The following is a 26,782-nucleotide window of genomic DNA, read 5'->3' as shown; positions in this document are numbered from 1 at the left end:
AACTATTTACCTAATTAATCCTCTTTCAACATCACGATAAGCATTGAGAGCAGCTTGTTTGACTGGCTCTGTAACAATGGGAAAAGTAGTCAAGATATATGCAAACTCCTCTTCAGTTAGCCCGTAAATATGGGCAATCATCCCGTCAAGTTCGGCTCTAAGCTTGCCTCTCTCGACTTCATTAGTTACCCCGTTCCTATGTGAACCTAGTCCGACTTCTTTAGCAAGTTCATCAAATTCTGGTGTAGTACAAATTAGCTTAGCAGCACGTTCTACGATTTCCTCAAACCAGCGATCGTCTTTTTGGAGTCGAGGAACTGGGAGTTGGTAGATGTAAAACATATTGATGTTAGCTGATACTTGTTGCCGTATTGAGTAGTCTACACAAAAGCTATTAAGAAAAGAACTTATAACTAGCAGTTGGCTAATGTCTTTAGGTGATGAAGAAAGATTGAGCGAGTTTCCAGCAAATGAGTTGGTTGGAATTGTAGAGGTAATTAATGTTCGTTCATTTGTACTGCTGGCGATCGCTCTATAAGCTAATCTATAACCTTGATAATTTAAATTTTGTCCTTTATCGGTTTCCTTTTTACCTAATAAAGATTTTCTTGCCTCTTTCTCATCAACCCAATAACGTGGTTCTGCAAATTGATGAGTAAATTGATGAATCATTTTACCTTCGTAAAGAGGTAACATTCCTTGTTCTCTATCTTTGTGAAAAAGGAAAGCATCATCTGTCATGTTAAATTCTCTATGAAGCTCAAGATTCCAAGCGTTACTAATATTCTCACCAAGTAATGGATAATGTAGCATTTTTTTAGCAATTTGAACATCAATATCATTCTTAAATTCCATGATTGACAATGAATCAGGTGAAAGTTTGCGAATGAGTGGTATATCTAGTCGAATATCATCGGGAGTAGGGAAATTGCATAACTCAGAGACATCATGACGCATAAAACGAGTAGGAAAAGACTCAGTTCTACCACCTTTCTCAAAAGTTAGAATAATGAACTTGAAACTACGATGTACACTTTCAAATATTTCTTTGCGATTCTCAAAGCAGAATAAACCAGTTATTTGTGTTTCATTAAATAAGCTTTCTCTCAACTTTTTTGCGCCCAAATCACTATATATTCCGCTTGGAATAACGATTCCACATTCGCCTTTATCACGCAATAGGTTTAAACATTGTTCCAGAAAAAGTTTATATAGATTTACATCTTTGCCATGCCGTTTCCCATTAATAACAGGAACCTGATTATTGTATTGCTCTGCAAATCTAAAGTATTGACGTTGATGAGTAAACTTGCTTTGATATTCAAGCCATGCAGTTTCAATTTCTTTATCATTAAGCAATCGTTTTAATTCATCTTCAAAGTCCTTGATATGCATCTTTTTCTTTGAAACCAAGTCGCTGTATTGGGTAAAGAATTCTTTTGCGTTTGGTTGAAATGTTTCCCAGGGCGGGTTGGTAATAATTGCGTCAAATCCACCTCTAGCAAACACCTTGTCAAAGTGATAGCCCCAATGAAACGGCTCTAGGGTGTGGATATCGTTGATGTTTAGAATACGTTTTTTAGGCTTGCCTGTTAGCTGTGCTTCTTCATACTTGATACCTATAGCCTTTCTCAGAAAGATGAGGTACAATAACAGCAGTGTGTAAACCAGTTAAAAATATTTGACGATGTAACTTGTCCGAACGCAAACTCGATGGCTTTTCCTAACTCTTGATAATTAGTAGTCTTGATAGAACGGAGAATGATTTTAAGTTTTGACCACAGATTCTCAATTGGTGAAAAATCTGGTGAATAAGGTGATAAGTATATTAATTTTGCCCCGGTTTTTTCGATCGCTTTTTTCACTTCTTCTCCCAGGTGAATAGGACAATTATCCATCACCACACAAGCACCTTTCCAGAGTTTTGGTACGAGTTTTCTGATGATAAAAGCTTCAAAGGTAATTGCATCAGTTCCACCTATTAAATTAACCGATGTTAAGATTTCATTGACTGACATTGCTCCAATTATGGAGACATTTTTGCCACGTTTAGTTGGTTTTGAGCCCTTAGCCCTTTCACCTCTTAAAGACCGAGCATATAACCTAACCATTGCCAAATTAACTCCGGATTCATCAATGAATATTAAGTCTTTCAAACTAATCTCTTTAATTGTTTTCCAGAACTCACATCGCAGGATTTGAACTCGCTCTGTGCCTTTGCCTGAAGGGAAGAGAGTTTTTTTTTGACAGTAATGTCTAAGAGTTTTATCATTCTTCCTATTGTTGCTCTACTAACGGAAAATCCAATTTTCCCATAAAGTAAATAACGGAGTTCTTCAAGAGTCGCATCATTGTTTGCTTCCACCAATTCCGCCAAGATGAGTAGTTGCTCCGCATTCAGTTTGCCCTTGACTCCACATCTGTCAGTTTTCGGAGTAATGTTTTTTGTTTCACGATATTGTTTAAGCAATTTTTGTACAAAACTTAGAGCCACAGAAAAACGCTTAGCTATTGCTTTTTGTGAGATGGGTTCAGTATGATAAGTATCTAGGATTTTTTGCCGAAAATCAATCGAGTAAGCTTTCATTTTTAACAATGTATGATGTTTGGTACAAGTAAACGTGTTGTGAGTCAAGCAGATCGTGCTTTCAAAAAAATGTTATGATGTGTGGTATCGCTTTCGCGTGGCTTTACTCAACCATATAATTAGAGTTCATTTGAGCTGATTTTCTCTGTTTGACCCTCACGAGTGAGTGTCAGTAACATGATACCTCATCTTTCAGAGAAAGGCTATATATTGATATCGCTCGAATTACCAAAACGTTGTAGGGGCGGGTTCACAAACCATACATAACAATGACCGACAATTCATATAAACCCGCCGCCACCCCACCGTAAATCTAAACGTACATTTGGCTTGTTTGTTGGGTGGGGGCGGGTTTTTGAAATTGTTTTTTTTGGGGCGATTATTGTTGGTGAACCCGCCCCTACAAATCTATCAATTACCAATTATCAATTACCAATTATTCAGAATAATCCCGATCGCTACAAAAAACTTAGTATTAGGGCGTAGCGTGAGTTATACTCCTACTGGAAAGACTGTGACTGTCAAAAAATCTCGAAATCAAAGTTTATGAGCAACACTTCCCCGCCTCAACCAGCCGCCAACAATCCCGCCACACAAAAACTCAGTTTCTCAACAAAATTAGCTTACGGTGCCGGCGACCTCGGCCCGGCAATTACCGCTAATGTTTTGGCATTTTACCTTTTAATTTTCTTTACCAATGTCGCTGGTTTACCTGCCGGCTTAGCCAGCAATATTTTGGTAGTTGGCAAGGTTTGGGATGCCATAAATGACCCGATTGTGGGGGTTTTGAGCGATCGCACTTCTCATCCTTGGGGCCGCCGATATCCTTGGATAATATATGGTGGCATTCCCTTCGGCATATTCTTCTTATTGCAGTGGATTGTACCTAGCACTGATCACACAGTGTTATTTTGGTACTATGTTGCGATCAGCATTTTGTTCAACACCGCCTACACGGCTGTCAATCTTCCCTACACTGCCCTGACTCCAGAACTTACTCAAGACTACAACGAACGCACTAGCCTTAATAGTTTTCGATTTGCTTTCTCCATTGGCGGCAGCATCCTTTCATTAATCTTAGCCCTAATTATCTTTCGTGTATTTGAAAAGGACCCGAATCAACAATATTTAGTATTAGGTGCAATCTGTGCAGTTATCTCTGTCTTGCCTTTGTACTGGTGCGTTTTGGGAACTCGCAAGCACGTCGCAGCCCAACTATTAGAAAACGCCGAACTCGATAATTCTACATCCTTGCCACTGAAAGAACAGTTGCAGATTGCATTTAGCAATCGCCCTTTTTTGTACGTCATTGGAATTTATCTTTTTTCTTGGCTGGGAGTGCAGTTGACTGCTACTATTATTCCCTACTTTGTTGTTAACTGGATGCAACAGCCGCAGTACGTTTTTAGCTTGGTGGCGATCGCAGTTCAAGGCACTGCATTAATCATGCTATTTGTTTGGAGTAAAGTCAGCGAGAGATACGGCAAAAAAGCCGTATATTTTATGGGCATGAGTTTGTGGATTATTGCCCAAGCTGGACTGTTTTTCCTCCAACCAGGACAAGTATTGCAGATGTACTTATTAGCAGTCATGGCAGGTATCGGAGTTTCCACGGCTTATCTAATACCTTGGTCGATGATACCGGATGTGATCGAACTCGACGAACTGCAAACAGGAGAAAGACGCGAAGGCGTTTTCTATTCGTTTATGGTACTGCTGCAAAAAATCGGATTGGCAGGGGGTTTGTGGTTGGTAGGCCAAGCATTAGAAGGAGCTGGATTTCTATCTACAGTTCCGGGACAGCCTGCACCCGTACAGCCAGAGTCTGCACTGTTTGCGATTCGAGTTGCGATCGGACCTCTGCCCACAATTGCTTTAATTGCTGGCATGATTCTTACATACTTTTATCCCATAACCCGCGAAGTTCATGCAGAAATATTGTTGAAGCTGCGAGAAAGAAAAGCACAAAATCAGTAAGCCTTAATAAGGAGTAGTTGGTAATTAGTCAAATCTAAAAATAACCACTACCAATAGCTGATCCGAGCGAGATCAATAGCAATCCTCCCATCTTGTGCAAACTCTTTTTGTATTTAACAATGTGTCATCTTCTTATTGCATCGGTTAATTCAAAAAAAGTCCGTTGCGCGTTTACCGAAAGGATTGCTATAGCTTGCTCGGAGCGCGAATAAAAGCGATAGTTTTAGTAATAGCCCCGGAACCCATAAACCTAGTTTTTTTATGAAAATACATAAATCGCCCAGCGCCATCCGCCTCGGTAGAAAAACCGCGAAGGCTTGAGTTGTTCGAGATGTCGATCGAGCTTGAGAACACAAATCATTAAATTTTATGTCGGTAACGCACTATAGAGATGAGTTGGTGATATAATTTGCACGGTTAGTTAAGTCTATATACTTAATCAGTCATCCAGCTCCTCAAAAAGTTTATAATTAAAAGAAGAAACAGATTTTTATCGGAAATTGATTCGATTAGTTGCCGTTACAAAAAATCTGCTGAATGTGGCTAATTATATCTACATGGGAAATGCAAAACTTTTTAGCCGGTCAGTTAGCGTGTAAGTTAACAAGTGCTTCTGCCGTGGACTGCGAACCGAAAAATGGCATAGAGGGCAAACCAATACCAGCCCCAGCCGCGGCTGAGGTGTTCCGGTCAATTGTAAAAGTTTGGTAAAGTTATTGAACCCCCTGTCGCGAAGCTGAGCGACACCTGAAAAACTTTGCTTCGCCGCCCGGAAACCCCACATACAAGCACAAGGCAGCAGGCCCCAAAAGCAGTCTTATATAACTCTCCAGCAGTTGTAAAAGAACTTTTGGCGCTGGCATAGCATAGGGATTTAGTTATTTTTGTATACTATGTGAAAGTAGTGAGAACTATTAGAAGGAAGTGGGCTCGACCAACCAATAATTTCGTGTGATATCCTTAAGCCAATGCTCAAAGTATCAACCCGAAGGCTCGCAGAAGAAAGCTGATTTTACCCACAAAATATCCAAGAGGTCAACATGGAAAGAGAACAGGACGCTCATATCGTACCCATTAGCAACCAGAGCCGACAGGTGCAGCAATTTTCCGTTGACGAGGGAGAAGAGTTAAGCGCGCAGCCTCAGAAAGGATTGAATCTAAAGCCGTTGTTGAGGACTTTTCAGCGACAAGCCCTAATCATTATTGGGATTATATGTCTAGTAGGTGGTGCAGCTTATTATCAGATCAAGGGAGGCAAGAAAACATATCAAGGCGATTTTCGGCTGCTAGTGGAACCCGTGACAACGGAGGCCAGAATTGCTGATCCCTCTGCCCTCGCCAATCGCGCCGAGGGGGGGGCAGTGCCTAATCGAGATTTTTTTAGTTTGGACTACGCAACTCAACTTCAAATTCTCCAGAGTCCTCAGATGCTGTCGGCTATTGTTAAACAAGTCCAAAAACGATATCCAGAAGTTACCGAGGAAATTCTTCAAAAAGGATTAGTCGTTTTGCGGCTGGGAGAAAATCAGATGACGCTGACTAAAATTTTGGAAGTTCGCTTCATGGGGGCTGATCCTAAATTAGTTGAGTTCGTTTTACAAGAAACTAAAAAGAAATATTTAAAGTACAGTCTTGATGAACGCAAGACTCGCATTGGTGAAGGTGTAAAATTTATTGAAGACCAGCTTCCGGGACTCAATAAGCGCGTAAACAGCCTGAAATCGGAGTTACAGGTGATACAGGAGAAGCAAAAGATTACCAATCCTCAAGAACAAGGCGCGCAATTAATCCAGCAAGTTCGTACCGTAGAAACTTTAGAGTTAGAAACTCAAAGGCTACTGCAAGAACAGAAAACGCTGTACGCTAACTTGCAAAAACAATTAGATTTTACACCAAATGAAGCTATTGCCGCTTCAGCTTTAAGCGAAGAACCTCAATATAAAGAGTTGTTGACCAAGGTTAAGGAAGTAGAAGGTCAGATTGCTGTAGAAACAGCTCGTTTTAAATCAGCTAACCCTATAGTGGAAGCTTTAGAGCGCAAGCGGGCAAATTTAGTAGCTTTGCTCAACCAGCAAACTGATCGAATTTTGGGGCAAAATTTAGTAGGCACCCAAGCCAATTCTAAAGTTCAGAATTTTCAAAATTCTATTCGCATAGGCTTGATTAAACAATTGGTTGATACTGCTAACCAAGTTGAAGTCTTAGAAGCTCGCCGTCAGGCTATCAGCCAAACTAAAAACAATTTAAACCGACAAGCAACAGAATTCCCCACCATAGCCCGCCGCTACAACGAACTGCAACAGCAATTAGAAGTAGCCGCCCGCACCCGCGATCAACTTTTAAGCCAGCGGGAAACTCTGCGCGTCCAAGCAGCTCAAAGCCAAGTACCTTGGGAAATAATTTCTGAACCACGGATACCGCGAGATCCTAAGGGCAACATGATTCCAGTTGCCACGAAAGCTAAAAACAAATTGGTGATGGCAGTTGTTGGGGCGCTAGTTTTGGGTCTGGGAGCTGCTATCCTCATTGAAAAGTTCCGCAATATTTTCTACTGTGCTGATGACGTTAAAGATGGGGTTGAAGCGCCTTTATTGGGAGCAATTCCTCTTGACAAAAATGCTAGAAAATTGCAGCCTTCTATTGCTAATGCCTATGCTTATCTGGAAGGAAAAGAGGGTAATAAGAAAAATGCTGCGGAATTTATAGAAGCTTTTGACTCTCTTTATACTAATATCCGCTTTCTTTCTTCAAATCGAACGATTAGCTCTTTGGCAATTGGTTCGGCTACAGTTGGCGAAGGCAAATCTACCGTTGCTTTAAACTTAGCTCACGTGGCCGCGCTGGCGGGTCAGCGAGTGCTGTTAGTAGACGCGAATTTGCATTCGCCCAGCCTGCACTTGCTGTTGGAACTGCCTAATGTCAAGGGATTGAGCAACTTGCTCGACCATAAAAACGAACCAAATGAAATTATCCAGCGATCGCATCTAGTAGATAATCTTTTTGTATTAACTGCTGGTCTCCCTGTTCCCGGTACTGCCAGACGGCTGGCATCATCTGGGATGCAGTATGTAATGGAAGAACTTCAGGCAAAATTTGACTTAGTTATCTACGATACGCCGCCGCTGGCGGACAGTAAAGATGCGAATTTTTTAGCGGCGCGCACCGATGGCATACTGATGGTTGTAGCAATTCGCCAGGTTCCCTTTTCTTTAGTCCAAAAAGTTTTCAGTCAATTAGAAAATTTTGGCATACCATGCTTGGGCACAGTTGCGAATCATGCCCCTAAACGCAAGAAGTATCCAGCATCAAGATCATCAGTTGTTGAAGATAAAAATGAATATTTGAATTTGACACCAGCACCGTCTCGTATCCGCAAACTAGCTCCCAAAAAAGAGTGACACCCAACAAAGCTGAGGGAGCATCTCAATGAAAGCACCCAAGCTAGAAATTGCAGACAGGAGACAGGAGATAGGAGCCAGGAGCCAGGAGCCAGGAGGAAAGAGTCAGAAGGAAAGAGCAAGAAGAAGTGTTTTTACAAATATGAGATGCTCCCAAAGCTGACCCCCAAAAAAAGGATACAAGCCTCCGACAGGAGTCATGGAACTCCCAAAATTTTAGACTCTTGTTCAATCTCCCAGATTCGTCTGTGGAGTAAATCGAAAATCTCAAATCGTTCGACGCTCGCGCGACTTGACGCTCGCGCTCGCCGAACCTCTTAGGCCGAAGTCTAAAATCTAAAATCTAAAATCTAAAATTGACTGAGGGCGGGCTAATTTCCATCCGGGTTGGTAGGAAATGTGACTATAAAATTAGTCCAGCCATTCCTGCTTTCAACCTCAATTTTTCCCTGCAACTGTTCCACAAGTTTTTGAACCAAAGCTAAACCCAAACCTGTACCTCCTTGTTTCCAAGGATCGGCGTTGGGAACTCGATAAAATTTCTCAAAAATTCGAGGCAATTCCTCTATGGAAATCGACGATTGATTGCTGAGTGTAAATTGGATTTCTGAAGCCACAGCACTTGCTTGTCGCGAATTTGTCCTTTGTCCTCCTTGTTCGCCATCGCCGTTTTTGCACTCGACTTTCAGAGAAATTTCGCCGTCATTAGCCGTATATTTGCAGGCATTGTTGAGGAGTTCGGCTAAAATTCGTCCCAAACTAGCGCGGTTGGAACTGATCGTGGGGAGATGCCGGTCGCACTCTACTCGCAAATCCTGGTGGCGGTCGTGGGCCCGGGTGTAAAACGGGTCGATAATAGTAGGCAGCCAGACTTCTAAGTTTACTGGTTCGAGGTCGATCGGACAAGTTGCGGCTTCGAGCCGCTGCAAATCTAGCAAAGCATTAATCAAATCTGTTTCTCTAGTACATTCTGTTTCTAAAATTTCTAGATAAATCTGGCGTCGCTCTAGTGTGGGAGAAATTCTCAACATATGAATAGCCATTTTTATATTAGCTAAAGGCGTCCGCAGTTCGTGAGAAACTGTGCTGAGAAATTCATCTTTGAGGACGTTTAAATGCTGGAGTTCGTGAACTTTTTGCTGCAACTCGGCCGTGCGTTCTTGGACTTGGCGTTCGAGGTCGGTGTTGAGATTTTGGACTTGCTGATAGAGTTGGGCTTGCTGAATGGCGATCGCGATTTGAGTTGCCAGTTGCAGCAGCAAATCCACTTCCGAAGGTTGCCACTGACGGGATTGGGAACACTGATGGACACACATCATCCCCCACAAATTGCCGTCTTGCAAAATTGGTACAATCAAATAAGCTTTGATTTGCGCTTGCTGGAACCGCGCATATTTTTCGGCGAGCAAACAGGCTTGGTCGATGTCGGGGACGGCATAAATTTCCTGTTCTATCACCGAAGCAGATTCTTGCCAAATATTATCCGGCATGATTTCTCCTAAGATTGAAGGCCAATTTTCGGCAACGGATTCTGCCACTATAATGCCGTAATTGCTGGACTCTAAATGCAGGATTGCTACTCGGTCAGCTTGCAAAACTTGGCGAACTTCATCGACACTGGCGTTGAGAATTTCTTCCAGGTTTAATGATTGGTGAATCCGCAAGGAAATGTGATTTAACAGCCGATCGCGCTGCAATTGTTCGTGGAGTTTTGCAGTCCGTTCCCGCACCTGCTGTTCCAGTTTGGCGTTGCGGCTTTGCAGCAGTTCCACTTTTTCGGCTTGCAGTTGATAAACCGACTGCTGCAACTGTTTGACAACTCGGTACATTTCGGTGGGGTCGAGGACTCTGAGCAAGCTGGTCTGAGTAATAATTCCCAACAGTTCTCCCCGCCCCCCGCACACGACCAACCGCTGCACTTGTTGCTGCTGCATTTCTTTGTGCGCCGTCCATAGGGAATCGGAAGGTTGAAGAAATTGCAGGGGAGTTCTCATGACTTTTTGAGCTGGGGTTTGCTGGAAATTTAGTTCGAGAAACTGTGCCTGCACCAGGTCATATTCGGTAATTATTCCCAGGGGTTGGTGAAAGGAATAGTGAAAAATGGAGGTATAGTCATCTTTGGGCTTCTCCATTGTTAATTCTTTGTTTTTTGTAATCACTACGCAACTGACTTGATGCTCTGACATCAGTTCGGTTATGCTCAGCAGCGAGGCGGTGTGAGGCGCTGTAATTGGCGTAGTCATTAATTCTGCTACCCGCCGCAATTTAAGAATGTTTGAAGGCTGCAATACTTGGCGAATTCTTTCCCGTGTCAGCACTCCTAGCAAGTGGCGAAATTGATTGACGATCGGCAAATAGCGAATCTTGTGCTGGCGAAATAAGGATAAGGCGGTAAACACGTCTTGGTCATCGGATTCTGTGAGGGAAACCGACACCGGGGACATCACTTCGGAAATTGGTATTTTGTGCAGGGCTACTTTGTGCTGGTTGTCTATTGTGCCAGAAGCTATCAGCCTCACTAGGTCGGCGGGAGTTAATATGCCGATTAACAGTCCGCGGCTGGGGTTGTCGGATAAGTTGCCTGTGGTAATAGTCTGCTGGTTCTGCACGACGAACACGCAGCGGGCCCGCACCTTTTCCGGCGTGGATGTTTCGGTCATCCCCCCCCGGTCTGAGGGTACAGGTGTTTTGACGAGGGGACAACTGTTTTGCAACTGACTCATCAGGGCGATCGCCACTGCTAAGGAAGTTTCTGGCCCGGCAGTGAGGGGGTAGCGATCGATCGCTTGTTCTAAGGCTGAGGAGTAAAAGGGCGGGTGGTAGAACGGCATAGTGGATGGCAGGTTGTCAGAGGGCGGCTAACTATCGGGCAAAGCCTTAGGGAACGGCAGAAACACCTCGCCTGTGCTTGGGATTTAAATAATAAACTTTCTCATTGATTATTTCCACGCAATCTGAGCTTTAGATTAATCGTCTCACTAATCCGCAATCTTACTCATCTCAAATTCGCAGGGCGGTTTTTACTGCCTGCTTTTCCCCTGAGACTCCCCTATAATCAAAATAACCCGAATGTAAAGTTTTACTACAAGATTTATCCATAATGACAACTTTAAGCTTAGAGCAAATTGCAGCCAAGTTAGAAAGCCAAAATTCAGCCGATCGAATGGTGGCTTTGGCCAACTTGCGGAACGTGCCTGCTGCAGAGGCGGTGCCTTTGATTAAAAAGGTGTTGAACGACGAAAGTTTGCAGGTGCGATCGATGGCTGTGTTTGCTCTCGGGGTCAAACCGACAGCAGAGTGCTATCCTATTCTAGTCAAATTGCTAGAAACTGACCCGGATTACGGCATTCGCGCTGACGCTGCGGGTGCTTTGGGCTATCTCGAAGATATCAGAGCTTTTGATGCTTTGGTGCGGGCTTTTTACGAAGATACTCAATGGCTGGTGCGCTTCAGTGCTGCTGTTTCTCTGGGAAATCTCAAAGATCCCCGGGCCCGCGATGTGCTGCTAAAAGCTCTCGACAGCGAGCAAGTGGTGATCCAGCAGGCGGCAATTTCGGCTTTGGGGGAAATTAAAGATCTTGGGGCGATTGATCGCATCCTCAATTTTGCTCAGTCGGAAGATTGGCTGATTCGCCAGAGGCTGGCTGAAGCTTTGGGCAATTTGCCGAGTGTTAAGAGCGTTTCGGCTTTGAAATATTTAGAAAAAGATAGCAATTCTCAAGTATCTCAAGCGGCAACAATTTCTCTCGATCGCTTGTCGAAAGCAGAAGCGTGACATAAAACTTTTAGTATGTTAAAAAACCCGGTTTATTCAATAAACCGGGTTAATCCGTATGTTAGCAATCTTAATAAAATTTATAGAGTATTCAGTAAAACCCGAATGTATTATTTAAGCTGCGAGGCTAAATCGCAAGTTAAAATAGTTGTCGATCTCCTTTAACCCAAACTAACCATGAATCAAGCGCCCAATCCCTTTAACTCAAATCCCTCCAATCCGCTAGACCCCTTGGAGCAAGAAGTTGACGAGCAAGGTGAAGCATTGCCGAAACAGTACCACCCGGCAACTAAAAAAACTCTGCAAAAAGTCTTTATCATCCTGGTAGTTGTTGGGGCCATCATTGGGGGAATTCTATCTATAGGGGTGATTTCGCTGATGCAAAAGGCCGGACTCACTGATGTGCCGGCCCGGGTACAGACTCCGAAGTAATCAAGTCCGAAGGATCTGTCGATTCTGAATGCACTGATTTTCTGGGATGAAGCTTGAGAAACTATGATGTTTTGTATGGATGTTTTCTAAATAATTGATGCTTAAAAATTCTACGGCTGCGCCCGATCGCATTTCACAGCGACAGATTTCGGAAAAACTTGTCTCTGCAGGCTTTCACGCTCTTTCTGACCCCCTGCGGATTCAGATTCTGGAGTTGCTGCGGGAACAGGAGTTGTGCGTTTGCGAATTGTGCGATCGACTTTCTGTCCCTCAGCCTAAACTCTCTTTCCACCTCAAAACCCTAAAAGAAGCCAGTTTAGTCCGCAGTCGCCAAGAAGGCCGCTGGATTTACTACAGCCTCAATTTAGCTCAGTTTGTCGCCCTCGAACAGTACCTCGCCGAATACCGCCGCTTCAGCCAGATCCTGCCGGCGCGCCCCTGTTCTGACGCAGATTAACCCATCAACATTTCTTAATGTGTTTATTGCCTGTTTGTCTTCCCTCATACTTGACATATCAAATTTTATTGATATGATTCCAGTGTACCCCTTAGTTATGGCATTGGGTGAGGTCAATGAACCCAGCAGAAAAGCCCAAGGTTTTCGCACTAAGTATAATTGCTTTGACCATAGGTGCGATCGGGCTTCTCAACTCCTGCGGACAAGTCCAGTCGCCAGAATCGCAAAGCATTAAAATAGACGGTTCCAGCACTGTGTATCCAATTACGGATGCGATCGCGAAAGAATATCAAAATACCAATCCCAAAAAAGCATCAATTACTGTTGAATTCTCCGGTACAGGTGGAGGATTTAGAAAGTTTTGTGCTGGCGAAACTGACATCAGCAACGCCTCGCGCCCCATCAGCCAAGGGGAAATGGAAGCCTGCAACAAAGCAGGCATCCGCTACTACGAATTACCTGTCGCATTTGACGCGCTCACAGTAGTAGTCAATCCCAAAAATAACTGGATAAAAGACATTACTGTAGCCGAACTAAAAAAACTTTGGGAACCCGCCGCCCAAGGAAAAATTACCCGATGGAATCAGATTAGACCTAATTGGCCAAATCGACCTATAACCCTTTACGGTGCAGGCAAAGATTCCGGTACATTTGACTATTTCACAGAGGCAACAGTAGGTACTGCGAAAGCCAGCCGTACCGACTATACAGCTAGTGAAGACGACCAAGTTTTAGTGCAAGGAGTTATTAAAGACGAAAATGCTTTAGGTTACTTTGGATTGTCGTATTACGAAGACAACCAAAGTCAATTGAAAGCTGTAGGTATTGACCGAGGCAAAGGAGCAGTGTTGCCATCCCGCGAAACTGTAGAAAAAGCTCAGTATCAGCCCCTGGCACGACCTCTATTTATCTATGTCAACTACAACTCGGCTCAAAATAAAGTAGAACTACGCAACTTTGTAGAATTCTACATGAAAAAAGCTCCGACCTTAGTTAGTTCTGTGGGTTATATTCCTTTACCAAAAGAAGGCTATCAACTAATTTATCAGCACTTCTACAATGGGAAGGTGGGCACAGTTTTTGGTGGTCAAGCTCAGCTTGACTTGACTATTGGCGAGTTATTGCGACAGCAGGCTAAATTTTGAGTTTTTCTCATGAATTTTCACTTACCAGTTAACTAAAATGAACCATCCTCAAGCAACTAACTCACCTGTCCAAGCAGGAAGCAAGCTCAGTTTTTTTGAAAGATACCTCACCCTTTGGGTATTTCTTTGCATTTTAGCCGGTATTATTCTCGGTAAATTATTCCCCAGCGTCGCCGTCACCCTTGATAATCTGAGCGTTTATCAGGTGTCAATTCCTATTGCCATTTGTCTATTTTTTATGATGTATCCCATCATGGTAAAAATTGACTTTACTCAGGCAGCTAATGCAGCGCGAACGCCCAAACCAGTGATTTTAACATTAGTCGTCAACTGGCTCATAAAACCATTGACAATGGTAGCCTTTTCTCAGTTTTTCTTAGGTTGGCTATTTCGCCCCCTCATTACCGGCACCGAAATAATTCGGGGCAGTGAAGTCTCCATCGCTAGTTCCTACATTGCGGGTACAATATTATTAGGAATTGCCCCTTGTACTGCGATGGTTTTAATGTGGGGATATCTCTCCTACGGGAATCAAGGACATACCCTCGTTATGGTTGCCGTTAATTCCCTAGCAATGCTGTTTTTATATGCACCATTAGGCAGATGGCTGTTAGCAGCCAATGATTTAGTTGTTCCTTGGCAGACAATAGTATTGTCTGTATTGATTTATGTCGGTTTGCCCTTAGCCGCCGGAATGTATAGCCGTTTCTGGATTTTTAAACATAAAGGGCGAGAATGGTTTGAACGAGAGTTTATGCAATATCTGAGTCCAGTTGCTACGGCAGCCCTTTTGATTACGCTAATTCTTTTGTTTGCCTTCAAAGGAGAGTTGATTGTCAACAATCCTCTGCATATTCTTTTAATTGCTGTGCCTCTGTTTATCCAGACAAACTTCATTTTCCTGATTTCTTATGTAGCAGCTTTAAAACTAAACCTGTGCTACGAAGATTCAGCACCGGCCGCGCTGATTGGGGCCAGCAATCATTTTGAGGTAGCGATTGCTACGGCTGTGATGCTGTTTGGCTTAAACTCAGGTGCAGCCTTGGCTACAGTTGTCGGTGTTTTAATTGAGGTTCCAGTGATGTTAATGTTAGTAGAATTCTGCAAGCGAACAGCATTTTGGTTTCCGCGAAAACCAGAAACTGCCTCGCTGCGAGACCCTCGTTGTCTTCCCAATTCCCATTGCTAGAATCTCATGAACAAATTTACTCATACACCTCGAATTCTCTTTTTATACGGCTCGTTAAGAGAGCGTTCTTACAGCCGCTTGTTGGCGGAAGAGTCGGCTCGAATTATTGAGGATTTCGGTGCAGAGGTTAGGTTTTTTAATCCTCTAGAATTGCCGATTTATGGTAGCGTTCCCGATACGCATCCGAAGGTTCAGGAATTGCGGGAATTGAGCCTATGGTCGGAGGGTCAAGTGTGGTCTAGTCCAGAAATGCACGGTAATATTACTGGCATTATGAAAAATCAAATTGACTGGATTCCTTTAAATATTGGGGCTGTCAGACCAACTCAAGGTCGAACTTTGGCGGTGATGCAAGTCAGCGGCGGTTCCCAGTCTTTTAATGCTGTGAATACTTTGAGAATTTTGGGCCGCTGGATGCGGATGTTTACGATTCCGAATCAGTCTTCGGTTGCTAAGGCTTATCAGGAATTTAATGAAGATGGGACGATGAAGGATTCGCCTTATCGCGATCGCGCGATCGACGTAATGGAGGAACTGTACAAGTTTACCTTGCTGTTGCGGGAGCAAGCCGACTATTTGACCGATCGCTACAGCGAACGCAAGGAACAAGCAGCTAAAGAGGCGATCGCACTAGCAAATCGCGCCCTTGAAACATCTAACTAACAACCACCAACTAACAACTAACAACCAACAAAAACCATGAAAAAAGTAATGTTTGTTTGCAAAAGAAACTCCTGCAGATCGCAAATGGCAGAAGGATTCGCTAAAACCATCGGAGCCGGCAAGATTGGAGTCACCAGTTCCGGTTTAGAATCAAGCAGAGTTCATCCGACAGCAATTCAAGTCATGTCAGAAATCGGCATTGATATCACCGATCAAACATCCAACCCATTAAACGAATTCAATGCAGAAGACTACGATGCAGTAATTTCTTTGTGCGGCTGCGGCGTTAATTTACCCGAAGCGTGGGTATTGCGAGAAGTGTTTGAAGATTGGCAACTCGACGATCCCGACGGACAACCCATCGAAACTTTTCACCGCGTTCGAGATGAAATTAAAGCACGAGTTGAAACATTAGTTGACTCTCTAAAGTAAGATTAGTGTCAAAATTAGAATTCTTGCCTTGTCGGTTTTAACTCAGCTCTTGCAGTATTGTCAATAAGCCTTTTCTGAACAGGCAAGATGCCTGTTCCACAACAACAAAATTCCTCTTTTGTGGAACAGGCATCTTGCCTGTTATTGAGAATGGTGTAAGATGTCAGCTTTAACTGAGTTGTAGTATTGTCAATAAGGCTTTTCTGAACAGGCAAGATGCCTGTTCCACAAGAAAATTAATCTCCTGTGGAACAGGCATCTTGCCTGTTTCTAAGAATGGTGCAAGATGTGAGTTTCAATTAACTTTGTAGCGACCCGTTAAAATTTGTCGCTTTCGCATCCAAAGAATTAGTGCTAAATTATGAGAGGCGTTCCGCCGGAACGCCTCTAAATCCGTTGCGAGCAGAGACTAAAAAGTTTAGCACATGATTCAGACAGCAGTCACGCCTTTCAAAAACAAAATTCACTCAGCTTTAACTAAAAAGCAGATTACAGTTTTACAAATAAATCTCGGCAAACGCTGCAACCTCGCTTGCACTCACTGCCACGTTGAAGCTAGCCCAACACGAACAGAAGAACTTTCCCCGGAAATTTGCGACCAATTAATTGAAATCATTCGCCGCTTTCCTCAAATTGAAACTGTTGACCTCACCGGCGGTGCTCCCGAAATGCTTTACGGTTTTAAGCCGCTAGCGGAAGCTGCCAGGGGGGCAGGTAAAGAGGTAATTGTTCGTTCTAACTTGACGATTTACTTTGAAAAAGGTTTTGAAGATATTCCCGAATATTGCGCGCAGCACCAACTCAGAATTGTGGCGTCGCTTCCCTGCTACCAAGCTGACAATGTGGACAAAATGCGCGGCAACGGTGTTTTTGACAGTTCGATTCGGGCGCTGCAAAGGCTAAATCAGTTGGGATACGGGAAAAACTCAAATTTAATTCTGGATTTGGTGTACAATCCACAAGTGCCGGCAACAGACAAGTTTTCGCTAACACCGGAACAAGGCAAGTTAGAGCAAGATTACAAGGTTTATTTAGCCGAACATTTTGGGATTTGTTTTAATCAATTGTTCGCGATTACTAATTTGCCGGTGGGACGGACTAAGTTTCATTTGGAACATAAGAAACTTCACAAGCCTTATCTGGGGTTTTTGGAGGATAATTTTAATCCCGGTACTCTGGAACATTTAATGTGCCGTAACGAATTGTCGATCGACTATTTGGGCAATGTCTACGACTGCGATTTTAACCAAATGGAAAATCTGCCGGCGAAAACTGGCAGCGGGGAAAAGATAACTGTTGCTAAATTGCTCGAATCTGGCAGTTTAGATGTGATTCAAGAGGTGCAAACAGCTGCTTATTGTTACGGCTGTACGGCAGGTTGCGGTTCTAGCTGTGGCGGTACTTTGATTTGAGAAGGAAGAAGGAAGTTCGGCAACGGATTCGCTCGACGGATGTAACGGATGTCAGTCCGATGTCCGTCGGAAGAAAGAAGAAGGAAGAAGGAAGAAGGAAGAAACTATGCTCTTGGGCCCGATTCCCGATTCCCGATTCCCGATTCCCCATGCTTTTGGGCCCAATGCCCCATGCCCATATTATTGAGAGTGGAGAGTTTAGGTAATGAATGACTCGCGATCGCCCGATGAAAATCCGCCGCCATCAAATAGGTGGAAACTGATTTTAGGGATTGGTTTAGTTGTGGCTTTGATTGTGGCGACTAAGTTTTTCAACTTCCAAGGAATTCTGAAAAATGCCCTGGAGTCGATCGCGAGTCTCGGCCCTTGGGGCCCGGCAGCTTTTATTCTAATTTACATTGTCGCAACAGTTCTATTTATCCCCGGTTCTTTGCTGACTCTCGGTTCTGGCGTTTTGTTTGGAGTCGTTGGCGGTTCGGTTTGTGTTTCCATCGGATCGGTTTTAGGCGCAACTTGCGCTTTTTTGGTAGGGCGGTATTTAACTCGCGACTGGGTTTCCAAACAGATAGAGGGCAATCAACAATTTAAGGCGATCGACTCCGCAGTTGCCTCTGAAGGATGGAAAATAGTGCTTTTGACGCGGCTTTCTCCCATTTTTCCGTTTAATTTGCTTAACTATGCTTTTGGAGTCACCCAGGTATCTCTAAAAGATTATTTTTTGGCATCTTGGATCGGCATGATTCCCGGAACTGTGATGTATGTTTATATCGGTTCCCTGGCCGGGAGTTTGGCTGCACTTGGATCTAGCGGGCGATCGCGCACTGCTGCTGAGTGGACTCTTTACGGCATTGGTTTGCTAGCAACGATCGCCCTCACCGTTTATGCAACCCGCTTGGGTAAAAAAGCTTTAGACGAAAAAATTTCCTCCTGAAACATAAGCACAAATTGATAAAATTGTCAATAGAGTTTCGCTCAGACATTATAATACATTGCTAATCTAAAAAACTCCGTAGTTTCTCTGTGTTATTTACAATTATTTTGTTATACAAACGAGATAGATATTAAAGATATCGTAAAGCACAAACCTCAAATAGGTAAACCGAAGGTCGAAATATAAAATTGATGCCAAAATAGAAGGCGAGCGCCCAACCATAAGAAAAATTGTTTGCAGTCAGGAATGTAAGTCCTACCATTTTAAATTTTAAATTTTAGATTGCGAATGACTGATGACTACCAGGGTTTGAATCTTGGCTACAGTTGCATTCTTTTCTTAAACTGGTCTCACTACTTGCCTGATATTAATTCTGCGGAATGACGAAGACCGTTTGATGAAGTTGACTCTGAGGGAACATTTGATGATGCAAAACCCAGCAAATCAAGCCGGATCTGTGTCTGCGCCGCCGCCACAAACAAAAAAGCTGCGCCGCTTTTGGCAAAACATCAGCACTTCTGCTCAATCGCGGTGGCAGCAAGTGCATAGTCTTTGGCAACACAGACGGCAGCGCCGCCATTTGCTGACCCTGCTAATTCTGGGTACCACCGCTTTAACCATTAGCACAACAGCTTGCATCAGCTATTTTTTTGTACGCGGACTAATCCTTGACAATTTAAAGCAAATAGCACTATTAAAACTAGAAAAAGGCACCGATGAAATCGACCGCTGGCTAAGCAGCCGCAAAGCAGAAATAGAAACCATTGCTTACGATCCTACGGTTGGCACTCTCAATTGGCAATTAGTCGAACCCCGGTTGCAAGGAGAAATATACAGGTTAAAAGAGTATTTCATCCTGTCATTAATTCAACCCGACGGCTCATTTATCAATACTCTAGGCAACCGCGCGAACAGCAAAGACCGCCAACACTTTCAAAAAGCAATGGCCGGACAGCTCAACGTTTCCGACCCGCTGATCGGCCGCAGTACAAAAGTTTCTACGATTATTATTTCAGCTCCTATTTGGGCCTTACCTCCCGCTCCCAATCAAGTAATTGGAGTCCTATCGGGCAGCATTAAATTAGACCGAGTAACATCTGTCGCTAACAGCTTACTGTACGGTTCCGAAAGTTATGCTTTTGCGCTCAATTCACAAGGAGTGCCAATTGTTCATCCCAACAATAACTTAATCGGAAATATCGACCGGGAGGCCCCAAGCTTTTTACAGTCAAAAGACCCCGCACTCTCCACAATTGCGCGGCAGATGATCGACCGCCAGACGAACATCGAACTGGTAAAAATAGATAACAAATGGGTGTATGTGGCCTATGCTCCACTCAAGGAAGTTAACTGGTCGATGGCTTTAGTAATTCCCCGCGAAAATATTGAATCCAAACTGCAAGCATTAAATTTGCTGACATCCGTAGTCGCCGGACTGCTCGTCCCGGCAATGCTAGCAGCAATTTGGCTAATTTACTCCTCCGAAAATAATCGCGCTCAAGCGGAGCGAGAAGCCATGCTCAACCGGATTGCTGGACGCATTCGCGCTTCCCTGGAATTAGACAAGATTGTGCAAAGCACAGTCGAAGAAATAGTAAGTTTGCTGCACCTAGAAAGCGCGGCTTTTGGGTGGTACAAACCAAAAGAAAAAATGTTACAAATTCTATGGGAATGTTGCCAATCTGATTCTCCGATACAAACCATAAACTTTGCTCATTACTTTGTCGGAAATGTGCAAGTACAGAGTGGTCAAGGCGAGCCAATTATTCTTTCGAGCGACACTTCGGCGAAGGGTGTAACTCAACCGCAGGAACTTAAAGCTAATAGCTATTTAGCCGTACCTGTCCAGACTCAGAACCAGCCGCAGGGTTATTTAATTTGTAGCCACGCTACTCATTGGCTTTGGAGCAGAGAGGAAATCCAACTATTAAAAGCTGTAGCAGACCAATTGGCGATCGCCATTACTCAAGCTCACCTTTACAGTCAAACCCAAGACCAAGTAAAACTGCTTAATAGCGCCTTAAATGAACTGAAAAAAACTCAAACTCATTTAGTGCAGAGCGAAAAAATGTCATCCCTAGGTCAAATGGTAGCCGGGATAGCGCACGAAATCAACAACCCCGTTAACTTCATTTCGGCTAATTTGCCTCACACCAGCAAATATACTAAAGATTTATTAGAATTGGTGAGTTTATACAAAGAATCCTTCCCAGAGGTTCCCCAGGAAATCGCAGATTTTACCGAAGAAATCGAGTTAGAATTTATCGAGGAAGATTTGCCGCATATATTGGATTCTATGAAAATAGGAACCGAACGCATTCGCAGCATAGTTCTTTCTTTGCGTAACTTTTCTCGCCTTGATGAATCTGACAAAAAGCAAGCGGACATTCACGAAGGTATAGAAAATACCTTGCTGTTGCTCTCCAACCGCATTAAAAATAGAATTTATATAGTCAAGAAATACGGAAAAGTGCCTTCAGTTGAGTGCTATCCCTCTCAGCTTAATCAGGTGTTTATGAACTTGCTGAGTAATGCGATCGATGCTTTGAACGAGATCGATCGCCTGGATAAAATTATTACTATTTCCACGGGAGTAGTTCGCGAACATGGCGGTAAATTTCTGAAAGTGGCGATCGCCGACAACGGCCCCGGCATTCCCGACAGCGTTAAAGATCAAATTTTTAACCCATTTTTTACGACTAAAGAGGTGGGCAAAGGCACTGGTTTGGGATTAGCAATTAGCTACAAAATTGTAGTGGATGGACACGGCGGCAGCATCACAATTTCTCAACCTCCGGGCGGTGGCACGGAATTTTTGGTCAAAATTCCTATTAGTAACGGAAAGTAAGACTATTTTAGAGTTTAGATTTTAGATTTTAGATTTTCAATTTGGGAATGACTGATAATACAAGGTTTTGGATATTATCTCTAGTTGCATTATTTTTGGAAGCTGGTATCAGGAGGAAGTGGGAATGGAAGCCCTGGGAGTTTGTAACCGAGGTAAGGGATAGAGGTTCGAGGGAAGATGTTGGAGGGGACAAAAAGTTTTAATTAATGCTAAATTTACGCCCGTTGGCTAAAATTAGAAGAGTTTTTGTTAAAGGTGTTTTATGGCTGTTGGCAAGGATACAATTTTCGAGCGCTTTTTGTCGCCCCTGATGCGACTAGCGATCGACGAAGAAGCACTGAAACGACTCTACGAAGGTATCGACTGGGAAACAGCGGGCGATCGCTACCGACAACCCGATTTAGTTTATCCCGAATATTACAGCAGCCAAAACTTTCACGGCATTAAACGCGGCTACCTCAACCCCAGTGCCGCCGTTTCCTACGATCCCATCACGCAATATGTTTTGCCTCCCCACGAAACAGTCGTCAGGCAAGGCTTAATTGACGCTGTGCGGGTGAAACCGCGCCGAATCATCGATTTGGGATGCGGCACCGGTTCGACAACGCTCATGCTCAAGCAAGCCTTTCCCGAAGCGCAAGTTGTCGGGCTGGACTTGTCGCCTTATATGCTGGTAGTTGCCGAAATGAAAGCGCAAAAAGCCGGCTTAAATATCCAGTGGTTGCACGGAAATGCCGAAAGCGTTGCCTTTGGCGATGCTAGCTTCGATTTAGTCGCAGCTTCCTTGCTGTTTCACGAGACACCACCTGCTGTATCGCGGGCAATTTTGCGAGAAAGCTTCCGACTGCTGAAGGTTGGGGGACAAGTGGCAATTTTGGACGGAAACCAAAAAACTTTGCGGCAAACAGAGTGGCTGACTGATATCTTTGAAGAGCCTTATATTAAGTCTTACGCGGCTGGCAGCCTTGATGCTTGGGTGGGGGCGGCAGGATTCGCGGCGGTGCAAACTCACGAACACTGGTGGGTGAATCAGGTGACGCAGGGCGTGAAACCTTTGCCTGGGGAAGATTTGGAACAGGCAAAGGTGGCGAGGGGGTGGAATTGGGGCGATCGAACTCCTGATGTTGATGGCGATTTACCGGGCATTCCAGCTCCGGCTTGATTTATTGTTGAGGTGTATTTTTCGCCCTTTGGGGGCGGGTTTCATAGATGGTTAGTTTTAGGTTGAGATGGTTGGTAAAACCCGCCCCTACTAACTTGCTAATGACTGATGATTAATGACTAATGACTAATGACTAATGACTAATGACTCTAAAAGCAGTTTTATTTGATTTTAATGGCGTGATTGTTAATGATGAGCCAATTCACGAGAAAATAATCGATCAATTGATGCTCGATGAAAATCTCCAGCTCAAACGTGGGGAGTTTCGAGAAGTTTGTTTGGGAAGGAGCGATCGCGCTTGCATTACCGAACTGCTCAAGCGCCGAGGACGATATCTAACAGAAACATATCTCGATCGACTGCTGCGGCGCAAGGCCGAAGCTTACAAAGCTCAAATAGATACTTTGGAGAAACTGCCGATTTATCCCGGTTTGGCAGAATTTATTGACAAAATTCGGGTCGCCGGACTGAAAATGGCCGTAGTTAGCGGGGCCATGCGATCGGATATAGAATTGGTGTTAGATCGGGCAGGTTTGGCAGCAAAATTTGAGTTAATTGTTGCAGGCGACGACTTGAGGGCGAGCAAACCAGCACCCGACGGCTATCTATTGGCTGTGGAACTTCTCAACCAGAAATATCCCGACTTTAACCTGCAACCGATCGAGTGTTTGGCGATAGAAGATACTTTTGCGGGGATTGAAGCGGCGAAAAAAGCGGGGATTCAGGTTGCGGGTGTGACTCACACTTACCCGTTTCACATGATCCAGCGCCAAGCTAATTGGACGGTGGACTATTTTGCTGATTTAGAGTTGGATAGAGTGGCGGCACTTTGCTCGATCGCCCCCCCTGAGCCGGCTGCAGAAAACACTTGACGTTTTTAGCAGTTACGTGCTAGTGTAAGTGACGGTCTGCGAACGTGAGAGCCAGCAAAACCTGTAAGCCTTTTAGATTCGGCAATCCGGCATCTAAAATGCTAAATTAAAACTCAATCAGGGGAATTAGCTCAGTTGGTAGAGCGCTGCGATCGCACCGCAGAGGCCAGCGGTTCGAGTCCGCTATTCTCCATAAATCAGGGGCATTACTACAGGTGACGATCGTACTCAAAGCGAAGTGCGATCGTCACCTGCTTTGATACTCGCCTATGAGTGTGCGATCGACCCGGTTGCTGCCTAAGTTTTAGCATCAATAACTGGTCGAGAGCGAGAAACCCGCTTTCTATGAGTGTGCGATCGACCCGGTTGCTGCCTAACTCGTAGCATCAATAAGATAATTTATGTAAAGAAACCCGGTTTCTAATTACACACTAATTGCTGAAAAGACGTATTTTGGTGTCTAAACCCGGTTTCAGAAAAGAATGCAACGGTAGGTAAACTCCAAAGCCTTATGTCATCACTCAATCTTAAATCTAAAATGGTATCCGCCCAGTTTTTGCAGCAGTAGCCATCAATCCCCAGAAAAGTTTCATTTTGTCAACTTATCATAAATTTTGTATCTAAAAATACAACAGTATTCTGAAGCGAGTCTTAATATCAAGTCGCTATGTGTTATTATTCTCAATCATCAGACTCATCTGTTCAAGAGTAACAAGAAAAAATGACAAAGCGATTCGATCGACGGAAATTCCTTTTATACGGTTCTGCTACCCTAACATCCAGTTTATTTCTAAAAGCTTGTAGAACTCCCACCCCAACAGCAACTCCAGCCGCTTCTCCTTCTCCAACTTCAACAGGAACACCAGCAGCAGCCGGGGGCGGAAACACGATCAAAGTAGGAATTTTGCATTCCTTGAGCGGCACGATGTCAATCAGCGAAAAAAGCGTTGTCGATGCCGAACAATTAGCGATCGAAGAAATTAATAAAGCTGGGGGTGTCCTCGGAAAACAAATTGAAGCAGTAATAGAAGATGGCAACTCAGACTGGCCGACTTTTGCCGAAAAAGCCAAAAAATTGATCGACCAAGATAAAGTTGTCACCGTCTTCGGCTGCTGGACTTCCGCCAGTCGCAAAGCAGTATTGCCGGTATTTGAAGAAAAAAATCATATGCTCTGGTATCCCGTACAATACGAGGGTCAAGAGTGTTCCAAGAACATCTTTTATACCGGGGCGGCGCCGAACCAACAAATCGAACCAGCAGTTGACTGGCTGCTAGAAAATAAAGGGAAAAAATTCTTCTTAGTCGGGTCTGACTACGTTTTCCCCCGCACTGCAAATACCATTATCAAGGCACAGCTAGCAGCCAAAGGCGGCGAATTAGTTGGGGAAGATTACATTCCTTTGGGCGGGACAGAAGTCACGCCAATTATCACTAAAATTAAGGCAGCTTTGCCAGACGGCGGCGTCATTTTCAATTCTCTCAACGGCGACAGCAACGTAGCATTTTTCAAACAGTTGCAGGGTGCAGGTTTGGGGCCGGACAAATATCCGTCTATGTCGGTCAGTATTGCGGAAGAAGAAGTAAAGGCGATCGGCGTAGAATATCTTAAAGGCCATTACGCCGCCTGGAATTACTTCATGACTGTAGACTCTGCGGCTAATACAAAATTTGTGGAAGCTTTCAAGGCCAAATACGGCAAAGATAGAGTGACCAATGACCCGATGGAAGCAGCTTACATCATGGTTTACCTATGGAAGCAAGCCGTCGAAAAAGCAGGGACAGCCGACGATTTGGAAAAAGTGCGGGCAGCAGCTTTGGGTCAAACCTTTGACGCGCCAGGGGGCACAGTAACGATGGATGTTAACCATCACCTTTCTAAATTTGTGCGGTTGGGCGAAGTGAGAGACGACGGTTTGTTTAACATCGCTTTTGCTACACCAGAAGCAGTGAAGCCGGTGCCTTGGAATCAATTTGTTGCTGAAACAAAAGGCTTTGCTTGCGATTGGTCAGACCCCGCAAAAGGTGGCAAATTCAAAGCTTGATAAGTAGGTAATACCATTTTTTTTTAACGTTGGCAACGTATCTTCGATCCCCCCTAGCCCCCCTTAATAAGGGGGGGAAAAGAGCGTTCTTGCGTCACCCCTACTCCCCTTAATCAGGGGGAACTGGAATCTTCAAAGTGCCCCTGATTAAGGGAGATTTAGGGGTATCGAGATACTCACTCTAAGCATAATTTATAAAAAAATTGACGCTTAAGTTGACACCAACGGGGTAAAATCCGCCCCTAATTATCCGCGAACAAAGTTAACCGACTTGATGCAGGAGGAACAAAATTGGCGATATTAGATGGTTTATTTAACGGCCTTAGCATCGGCGCAGTTTTACTAATTGCAGCCCTGGGATTAGCCATTATTTTCGGGCTGATGGGCGTGATTAATATGGCTCATGGCGAGTTGATGATGCTGGGGGCTTATACAACTTTCGTGGTGCAAAATGTCTTCAAAGGTATGGGAGGATTTGCTTTTGAAACCTATATTTTATTTGCGATTCCCTTAGCTTTTTTAGTAGCTGCACTGGTAGGATTAATTCTCGAACGCGGAGTGATTCGCTATCTTTACGGGCGGCCGCTAGAAACTCTGCTGGCCACTTGGGGCGTAAGTTTAATTTTGCAGCAGTTTGTCCGCAGCGTTAGTTGGGTGCTGGTAATTGGGATTGCGGTGTTTTGTTTGCTGTTTTTTGGCGGTTTGCGGGTGCTGAAATCGCGCCTGGATTTCGATCGCATTCGCAGCAAAATTATCGCCATAATTTTGCCTTTATCTTTGGGTATTTCCTGGGCGGTGAGCGCCTTTTTAGGGCAAACTTACAAACTGGCAGTAACTCAACCTTGGTTTGGCGCTCAAAATGTGGACGTAACTGCACCGAGATGGTTGCGCGGTGGCATACCGCTGGGCAATTTTCAGTTGCCCTACGCCCGAATTTTTATTATTGTGCTGACAGGAATTTGTTTGGCGGGAATTTACCTATTTTTGCAAAAGTCTGTGTGGGGATTGCGGATTAGATCCGTGACACAAAATCGCAGCATGAGTGCGTGTTTGGGTATTCCTACCGAACAAGTAGACGCGCTGACTTTTGCTTTGGGTTCGGGGTTGGCTGGTGTCGCTGGGTGCGCGATTAGTTTGATTGGTTCGGTAGGGTCAAATACTGGACAAAATTATATAGTCGATACGTTTATGGTGGTGGTTGTGGGCGGTGTCGGCAAGATTGTGGGGAGTGTAGTTGCTGCGATCGCGATCGGCACTGCAAATTACCTGATTGGATCGGGAACTTTAGCATTAATCTTCGCTCCTGTCAAGCCTTTAGCCGACTTCTTCACATTTTTCGCCACAACCAGCATGGCAAAAGTAATGGTATTCGCCTTAATTATGGCTTTTCTGCAAGTGAAGCCGGGAGGGATTTTCCCGCAAAAAGGGCGGACGGTAGAAAATTAAAAATTACAACTG

At 44.2% G+C, this 26,782-nt stretch carries 19 protein-coding genes and 1 tRNA gene; 17 read left to right on the top strand and 3 right to left on the bottom strand.

Going from position 1 to position 26,782, the window contains the following annotated elements; all coding sequences use genetic code 11:
* Nucleotides 1–6: 6 nt before the first annotated feature.
* Nucleotides 7–1,650: an Eco57I restriction-modification methylase domain-containing protein gene (locus tag QUB11_RS03515; RefSeq protein ID WP_333389781.1), complete on the bottom strand. Its 1,644-nt coding sequence runs from the start codon at nucleotides 1,648–1,650 to the stop codon at nucleotides 7–9.
* A protein-coding gene (locus QUB11_RS03510; RefSeq protein WP_333389779.1) for an IS630 family transposase occupies nucleotides 1,632–2,587 on the bottom strand; the annotation gives its coding sequence in 2 pieces (ribosomal slippage) (nucleotides 1,632–2,248 and nucleotides 2,248–2,587; 957 coding nt in all). The genes QUB11_RS03515 and QUB11_RS03510 overlap by 19 nt, the downstream gene beginning before the upstream one ends.
* A 546-nt stretch (nucleotides 2,588–3,133) precedes the next feature.
* On the opposite strand from QUB11_RS03510, the gene QUB11_RS03505 reads away from it, so the two are divergent.
* On the top strand, nucleotides 3,134–4,564 hold the full coding sequence (locus QUB11_RS03505) for an MFS transporter (RefSeq protein ID WP_333389777.1): 1,431 nt from the start codon (nucleotides 3,134–3,136) through the stop codon (nucleotides 4,562–4,564).
* 1,040 nt (nucleotides 4,565–5,604) lie between these two features.
* Entirely contained in the window at nucleotides 5,605–7,962 is a 2,358-nt protein-coding gene (locus tag QUB11_RS03500) for a polysaccharide biosynthesis tyrosine autokinase (RefSeq protein ID WP_333200334.1), read from the top strand.
* Between the two features lie 371 nt (nucleotides 7,963–8,333).
* Here the strand turns inward: QUB11_RS03500 and QUB11_RS03495 are convergent, their stop codons facing one another.
* Complete coding sequence (locus QUB11_RS03495; protein ID WP_333200336.1) at nucleotides 8,334–10,793, bottom strand: CBS domain-containing protein; 2,460 nt, start codon at nucleotides 10,791–10,793, stop codon at nucleotides 8,334–8,336.
* Between the two features lie 269 nt (nucleotides 10,794–11,062).
* Between QUB11_RS03495 and QUB11_RS03490 the strand changes: the two genes are divergently transcribed.
* From QUB11_RS03490 to QUB11_RS03420, 15 genes are all read left to right on the top strand, one after another.
* Nucleotides 11,063–11,737, top strand: coding sequence for a HEAT repeat domain-containing protein (locus QUB11_RS03490; RefSeq protein WP_333200339.1), 675 nt, complete (start codon nucleotides 11,063–11,065; stop codon nucleotides 11,735–11,737).
* Nucleotides 11,738–11,914: 177 nt separating this feature from the next.
* Nucleotides 11,915–12,169 carry a hypothetical protein gene (locus tag QUB11_RS03485; protein ID WP_333330615.1) on the top strand — a complete coding sequence of 85 codons (255 nt, stop codon included), beginning with the start codon at nucleotides 11,915–11,917 and terminating at the stop codon, nucleotides 12,167–12,169.
* Between the two features lie 97 nt (nucleotides 12,170–12,266).
* Nucleotides 12,267–12,626: a metalloregulator ArsR/SmtB family transcription factor gene (locus QUB11_RS03480; RefSeq protein WP_333389775.1), complete on the top strand. Its 360-nt coding sequence runs from the start codon at nucleotides 12,267–12,269 to the stop codon at nucleotides 12,624–12,626.
* A 116-nt stretch (nucleotides 12,627–12,742) separates the two neighbouring features.
* Nucleotides 12,743–13,771 carry a PstS family phosphate ABC transporter substrate-binding protein gene (locus QUB11_RS03475; protein ID WP_333389773.1) on the top strand — a complete coding sequence of 343 codons (1,029 nt, stop codon included), beginning with the start codon at nucleotides 12,743–12,745 and terminating at the stop codon, nucleotides 13,769–13,771.
* A gap of 37 nt (nucleotides 13,772–13,808) precedes the next feature.
* On the top strand, nucleotides 13,809–14,960 hold the full coding sequence (gene arsB / locus QUB11_RS03470) for an ACR3 family arsenite efflux transporter (RefSeq protein WP_333389771.1): 1,152 nt from the start codon (nucleotides 13,809–13,811) through the stop codon (nucleotides 14,958–14,960).
* 6 nt (nucleotides 14,961–14,966) lie between these two features.
* On the top strand, nucleotides 14,967–15,623 hold the full coding sequence (gene arsH / locus QUB11_RS03465) for an arsenical resistance protein ArsH (RefSeq protein WP_333389769.1): 657 nt from the start codon (nucleotides 14,967–14,969) through the stop codon (nucleotides 15,621–15,623).
* A 36-nt stretch (nucleotides 15,624–15,659) separates the two neighbouring features.
* Nucleotides 15,660–16,055, top strand: a complete 396-nt coding sequence (arsC, locus tag QUB11_RS03460; RefSeq protein ID WP_190732266.1) for an arsenate reductase, glutathione/glutaredoxin type — start codon at nucleotides 15,660–15,662, stop codon at nucleotides 16,053–16,055.
* A 425-nt stretch (nucleotides 16,056–16,480) separates the two neighbouring features.
* Entirely contained in the window at nucleotides 16,481–17,467 is a 987-nt protein-coding gene (gene arsS / locus QUB11_RS03455; protein WP_333200350.1) for an arsenosugar biosynthesis radical SAM (seleno)protein ArsS, read from the top strand.
* A gap of 205 nt (nucleotides 17,468–17,672) precedes the next feature.
* Nucleotides 17,673–18,398 carry a TVP38/TMEM64 family protein gene (locus tag QUB11_RS03450; protein ID WP_333389767.1) on the top strand — a complete coding sequence of 242 codons (726 nt, stop codon included), beginning with the start codon at nucleotides 17,673–17,675 and terminating at the stop codon, nucleotides 18,396–18,398.
* A 397-nt stretch (nucleotides 18,399–18,795) separates the two neighbouring features.
* Nucleotides 18,796–21,246 (top strand): ATP-binding protein, encoded by a 2,451-nt coding sequence (locus tag QUB11_RS03445; RefSeq protein ID WP_333256918.1) that lies wholly within the window; start codon nucleotides 18,796–18,798, stop codon nucleotides 21,244–21,246.
* Nucleotides 21,247–21,508: 262 nt separating this feature from the next.
* Nucleotides 21,509–22,408 (top strand): class I SAM-dependent methyltransferase, encoded by a 900-nt coding sequence (locus QUB11_RS03440; RefSeq protein WP_333200356.1) that lies wholly within the window; start codon nucleotides 21,509–21,511, stop codon nucleotides 22,406–22,408.
* A 143-nt stretch (nucleotides 22,409–22,551) separates the two neighbouring features.
* Entirely contained in the window at nucleotides 22,552–23,280 is a 729-nt protein-coding gene (locus tag QUB11_RS03435; protein ID WP_333389765.1) for an HAD family phosphatase, read from the top strand.
* Between the two features lie 120 nt (nucleotides 23,281–23,400).
* A tRNA-Ala gene (locus tag QUB11_RS03430) sits at nucleotides 23,401–23,473 on the top strand.
* 528 nt (nucleotides 23,474–24,001) lie between these two features.
* Entirely contained in the window at nucleotides 24,002–25,324 is a 1,323-nt protein-coding gene (gene urtA, locus QUB11_RS03425; RefSeq protein ID WP_333389764.1) for an urea ABC transporter substrate-binding protein, read from the top strand.
* Between the two features lie 291 nt (nucleotides 25,325–25,615).
* A complete protein-coding gene (locus QUB11_RS03420) occupies nucleotides 25,616–26,770 on the top strand; it encodes an ABC transporter permease subunit (RefSeq protein ID WP_333389762.1) in 1,155 nt (384 codons plus the stop codon).
* Nucleotides 26,771–26,782 lie beyond the last annotated feature (12 nt).

This window comes from Microcoleus sp. B6-A1 (genome assembly GCF_036705085.1).
Taxonomy (GTDB): domain Bacteria; phylum Cyanobacteriota; class Cyanobacteriia; order Cyanobacteriales; family Microcoleaceae; genus Microcoleus.
This window is presented reverse-complemented; position numbering and strand designations above follow the sequence as displayed.

Coding starts and splice junctions, on each gene's coding strand:
- QUB11_RS03500 (WP_333200334.1), top strand. CDS start 5,605: ATGGAAAGAGAACAGGACGCTCATATCGTACCCATTAGCAACCAGAGC.
- QUB11_RS03480 (WP_333389775.1), top strand. CDS start 12,267: ATGCTTAAAAATTCTACGGCTGCGCCCGATCGCATTTCACAGCGACAG.
- QUB11_RS03490 (WP_333200339.1), top strand. CDS start 11,063: ATGACAACTTTAAGCTTAGAGCAAATTGCAGCCAAGTTAGAAAGCCAA.
- urtA (WP_333389764.1), top strand. CDS start 24,002: ATGACAAAGCGATTCGATCGACGGAAATTCCTTTTATACGGTTCTGCT.
- arsC (WP_190732266.1), top strand. CDS start 15,660: ATGAAAAAAGTAATGTTTGTTTGCAAAAGAAACTCCTGCAGATCGCAA.
- arsH (WP_333389769.1), top strand. CDS start 14,967: ATGAACAAATTTACTCATACACCTCGAATTCTCTTTTTATACGGCTCG.
- QUB11_RS03445 (WP_333256918.1), top strand. CDS start 18,796: ATGAAGTTGACTCTGAGGGAACATTTGATGATGCAAAACCCAGCAAAT.
- QUB11_RS03435 (WP_333389765.1), top strand. CDS start 22,552: ATGACTCTAAAAGCAGTTTTATTTGATTTTAATGGCGTGATTGTTAAT.
- arsS (WP_333200350.1), top strand. CDS start 16,481: ATGATTCAGACAGCAGTCACGCCTTTCAAAAACAAAATTCACTCAGCT.
- QUB11_RS03495 (WP_333200336.1), bottom strand. CDS start 10,793: ATGCCGTTCTACCACCCGCCCTTTTACTCCTCAGCCTTAGAACAAGCG.
- QUB11_RS03485 (WP_333330615.1), top strand. CDS start 11,915: ATGAATCAAGCGCCCAATCCCTTTAACTCAAATCCCTCCAATCCGCTA.
- QUB11_RS03440 (WP_333200356.1), top strand. CDS start 21,509: ATGGCTGTTGGCAAGGATACAATTTTCGAGCGCTTTTTGTCGCCCCTG.
- QUB11_RS03450 (WP_333389767.1), top strand. CDS start 17,673: ATGAATGACTCGCGATCGCCCGATGAAAATCCGCCGCCATCAAATAGG.
- QUB11_RS03475 (WP_333389773.1), top strand. CDS start 12,743: ATGAACCCAGCAGAAAAGCCCAAGGTTTTCGCACTAAGTATAATTGCT.
- arsB (WP_333389771.1), top strand. CDS start 13,809: ATGAACCATCCTCAAGCAACTAACTCACCTGTCCAAGCAGGAAGCAAG.
- QUB11_RS03505 (WP_333389777.1), top strand. CDS start 3,134: ATGAGCAACACTTCCCCGCCTCAACCAGCCGCCAACAATCCCGCCACA.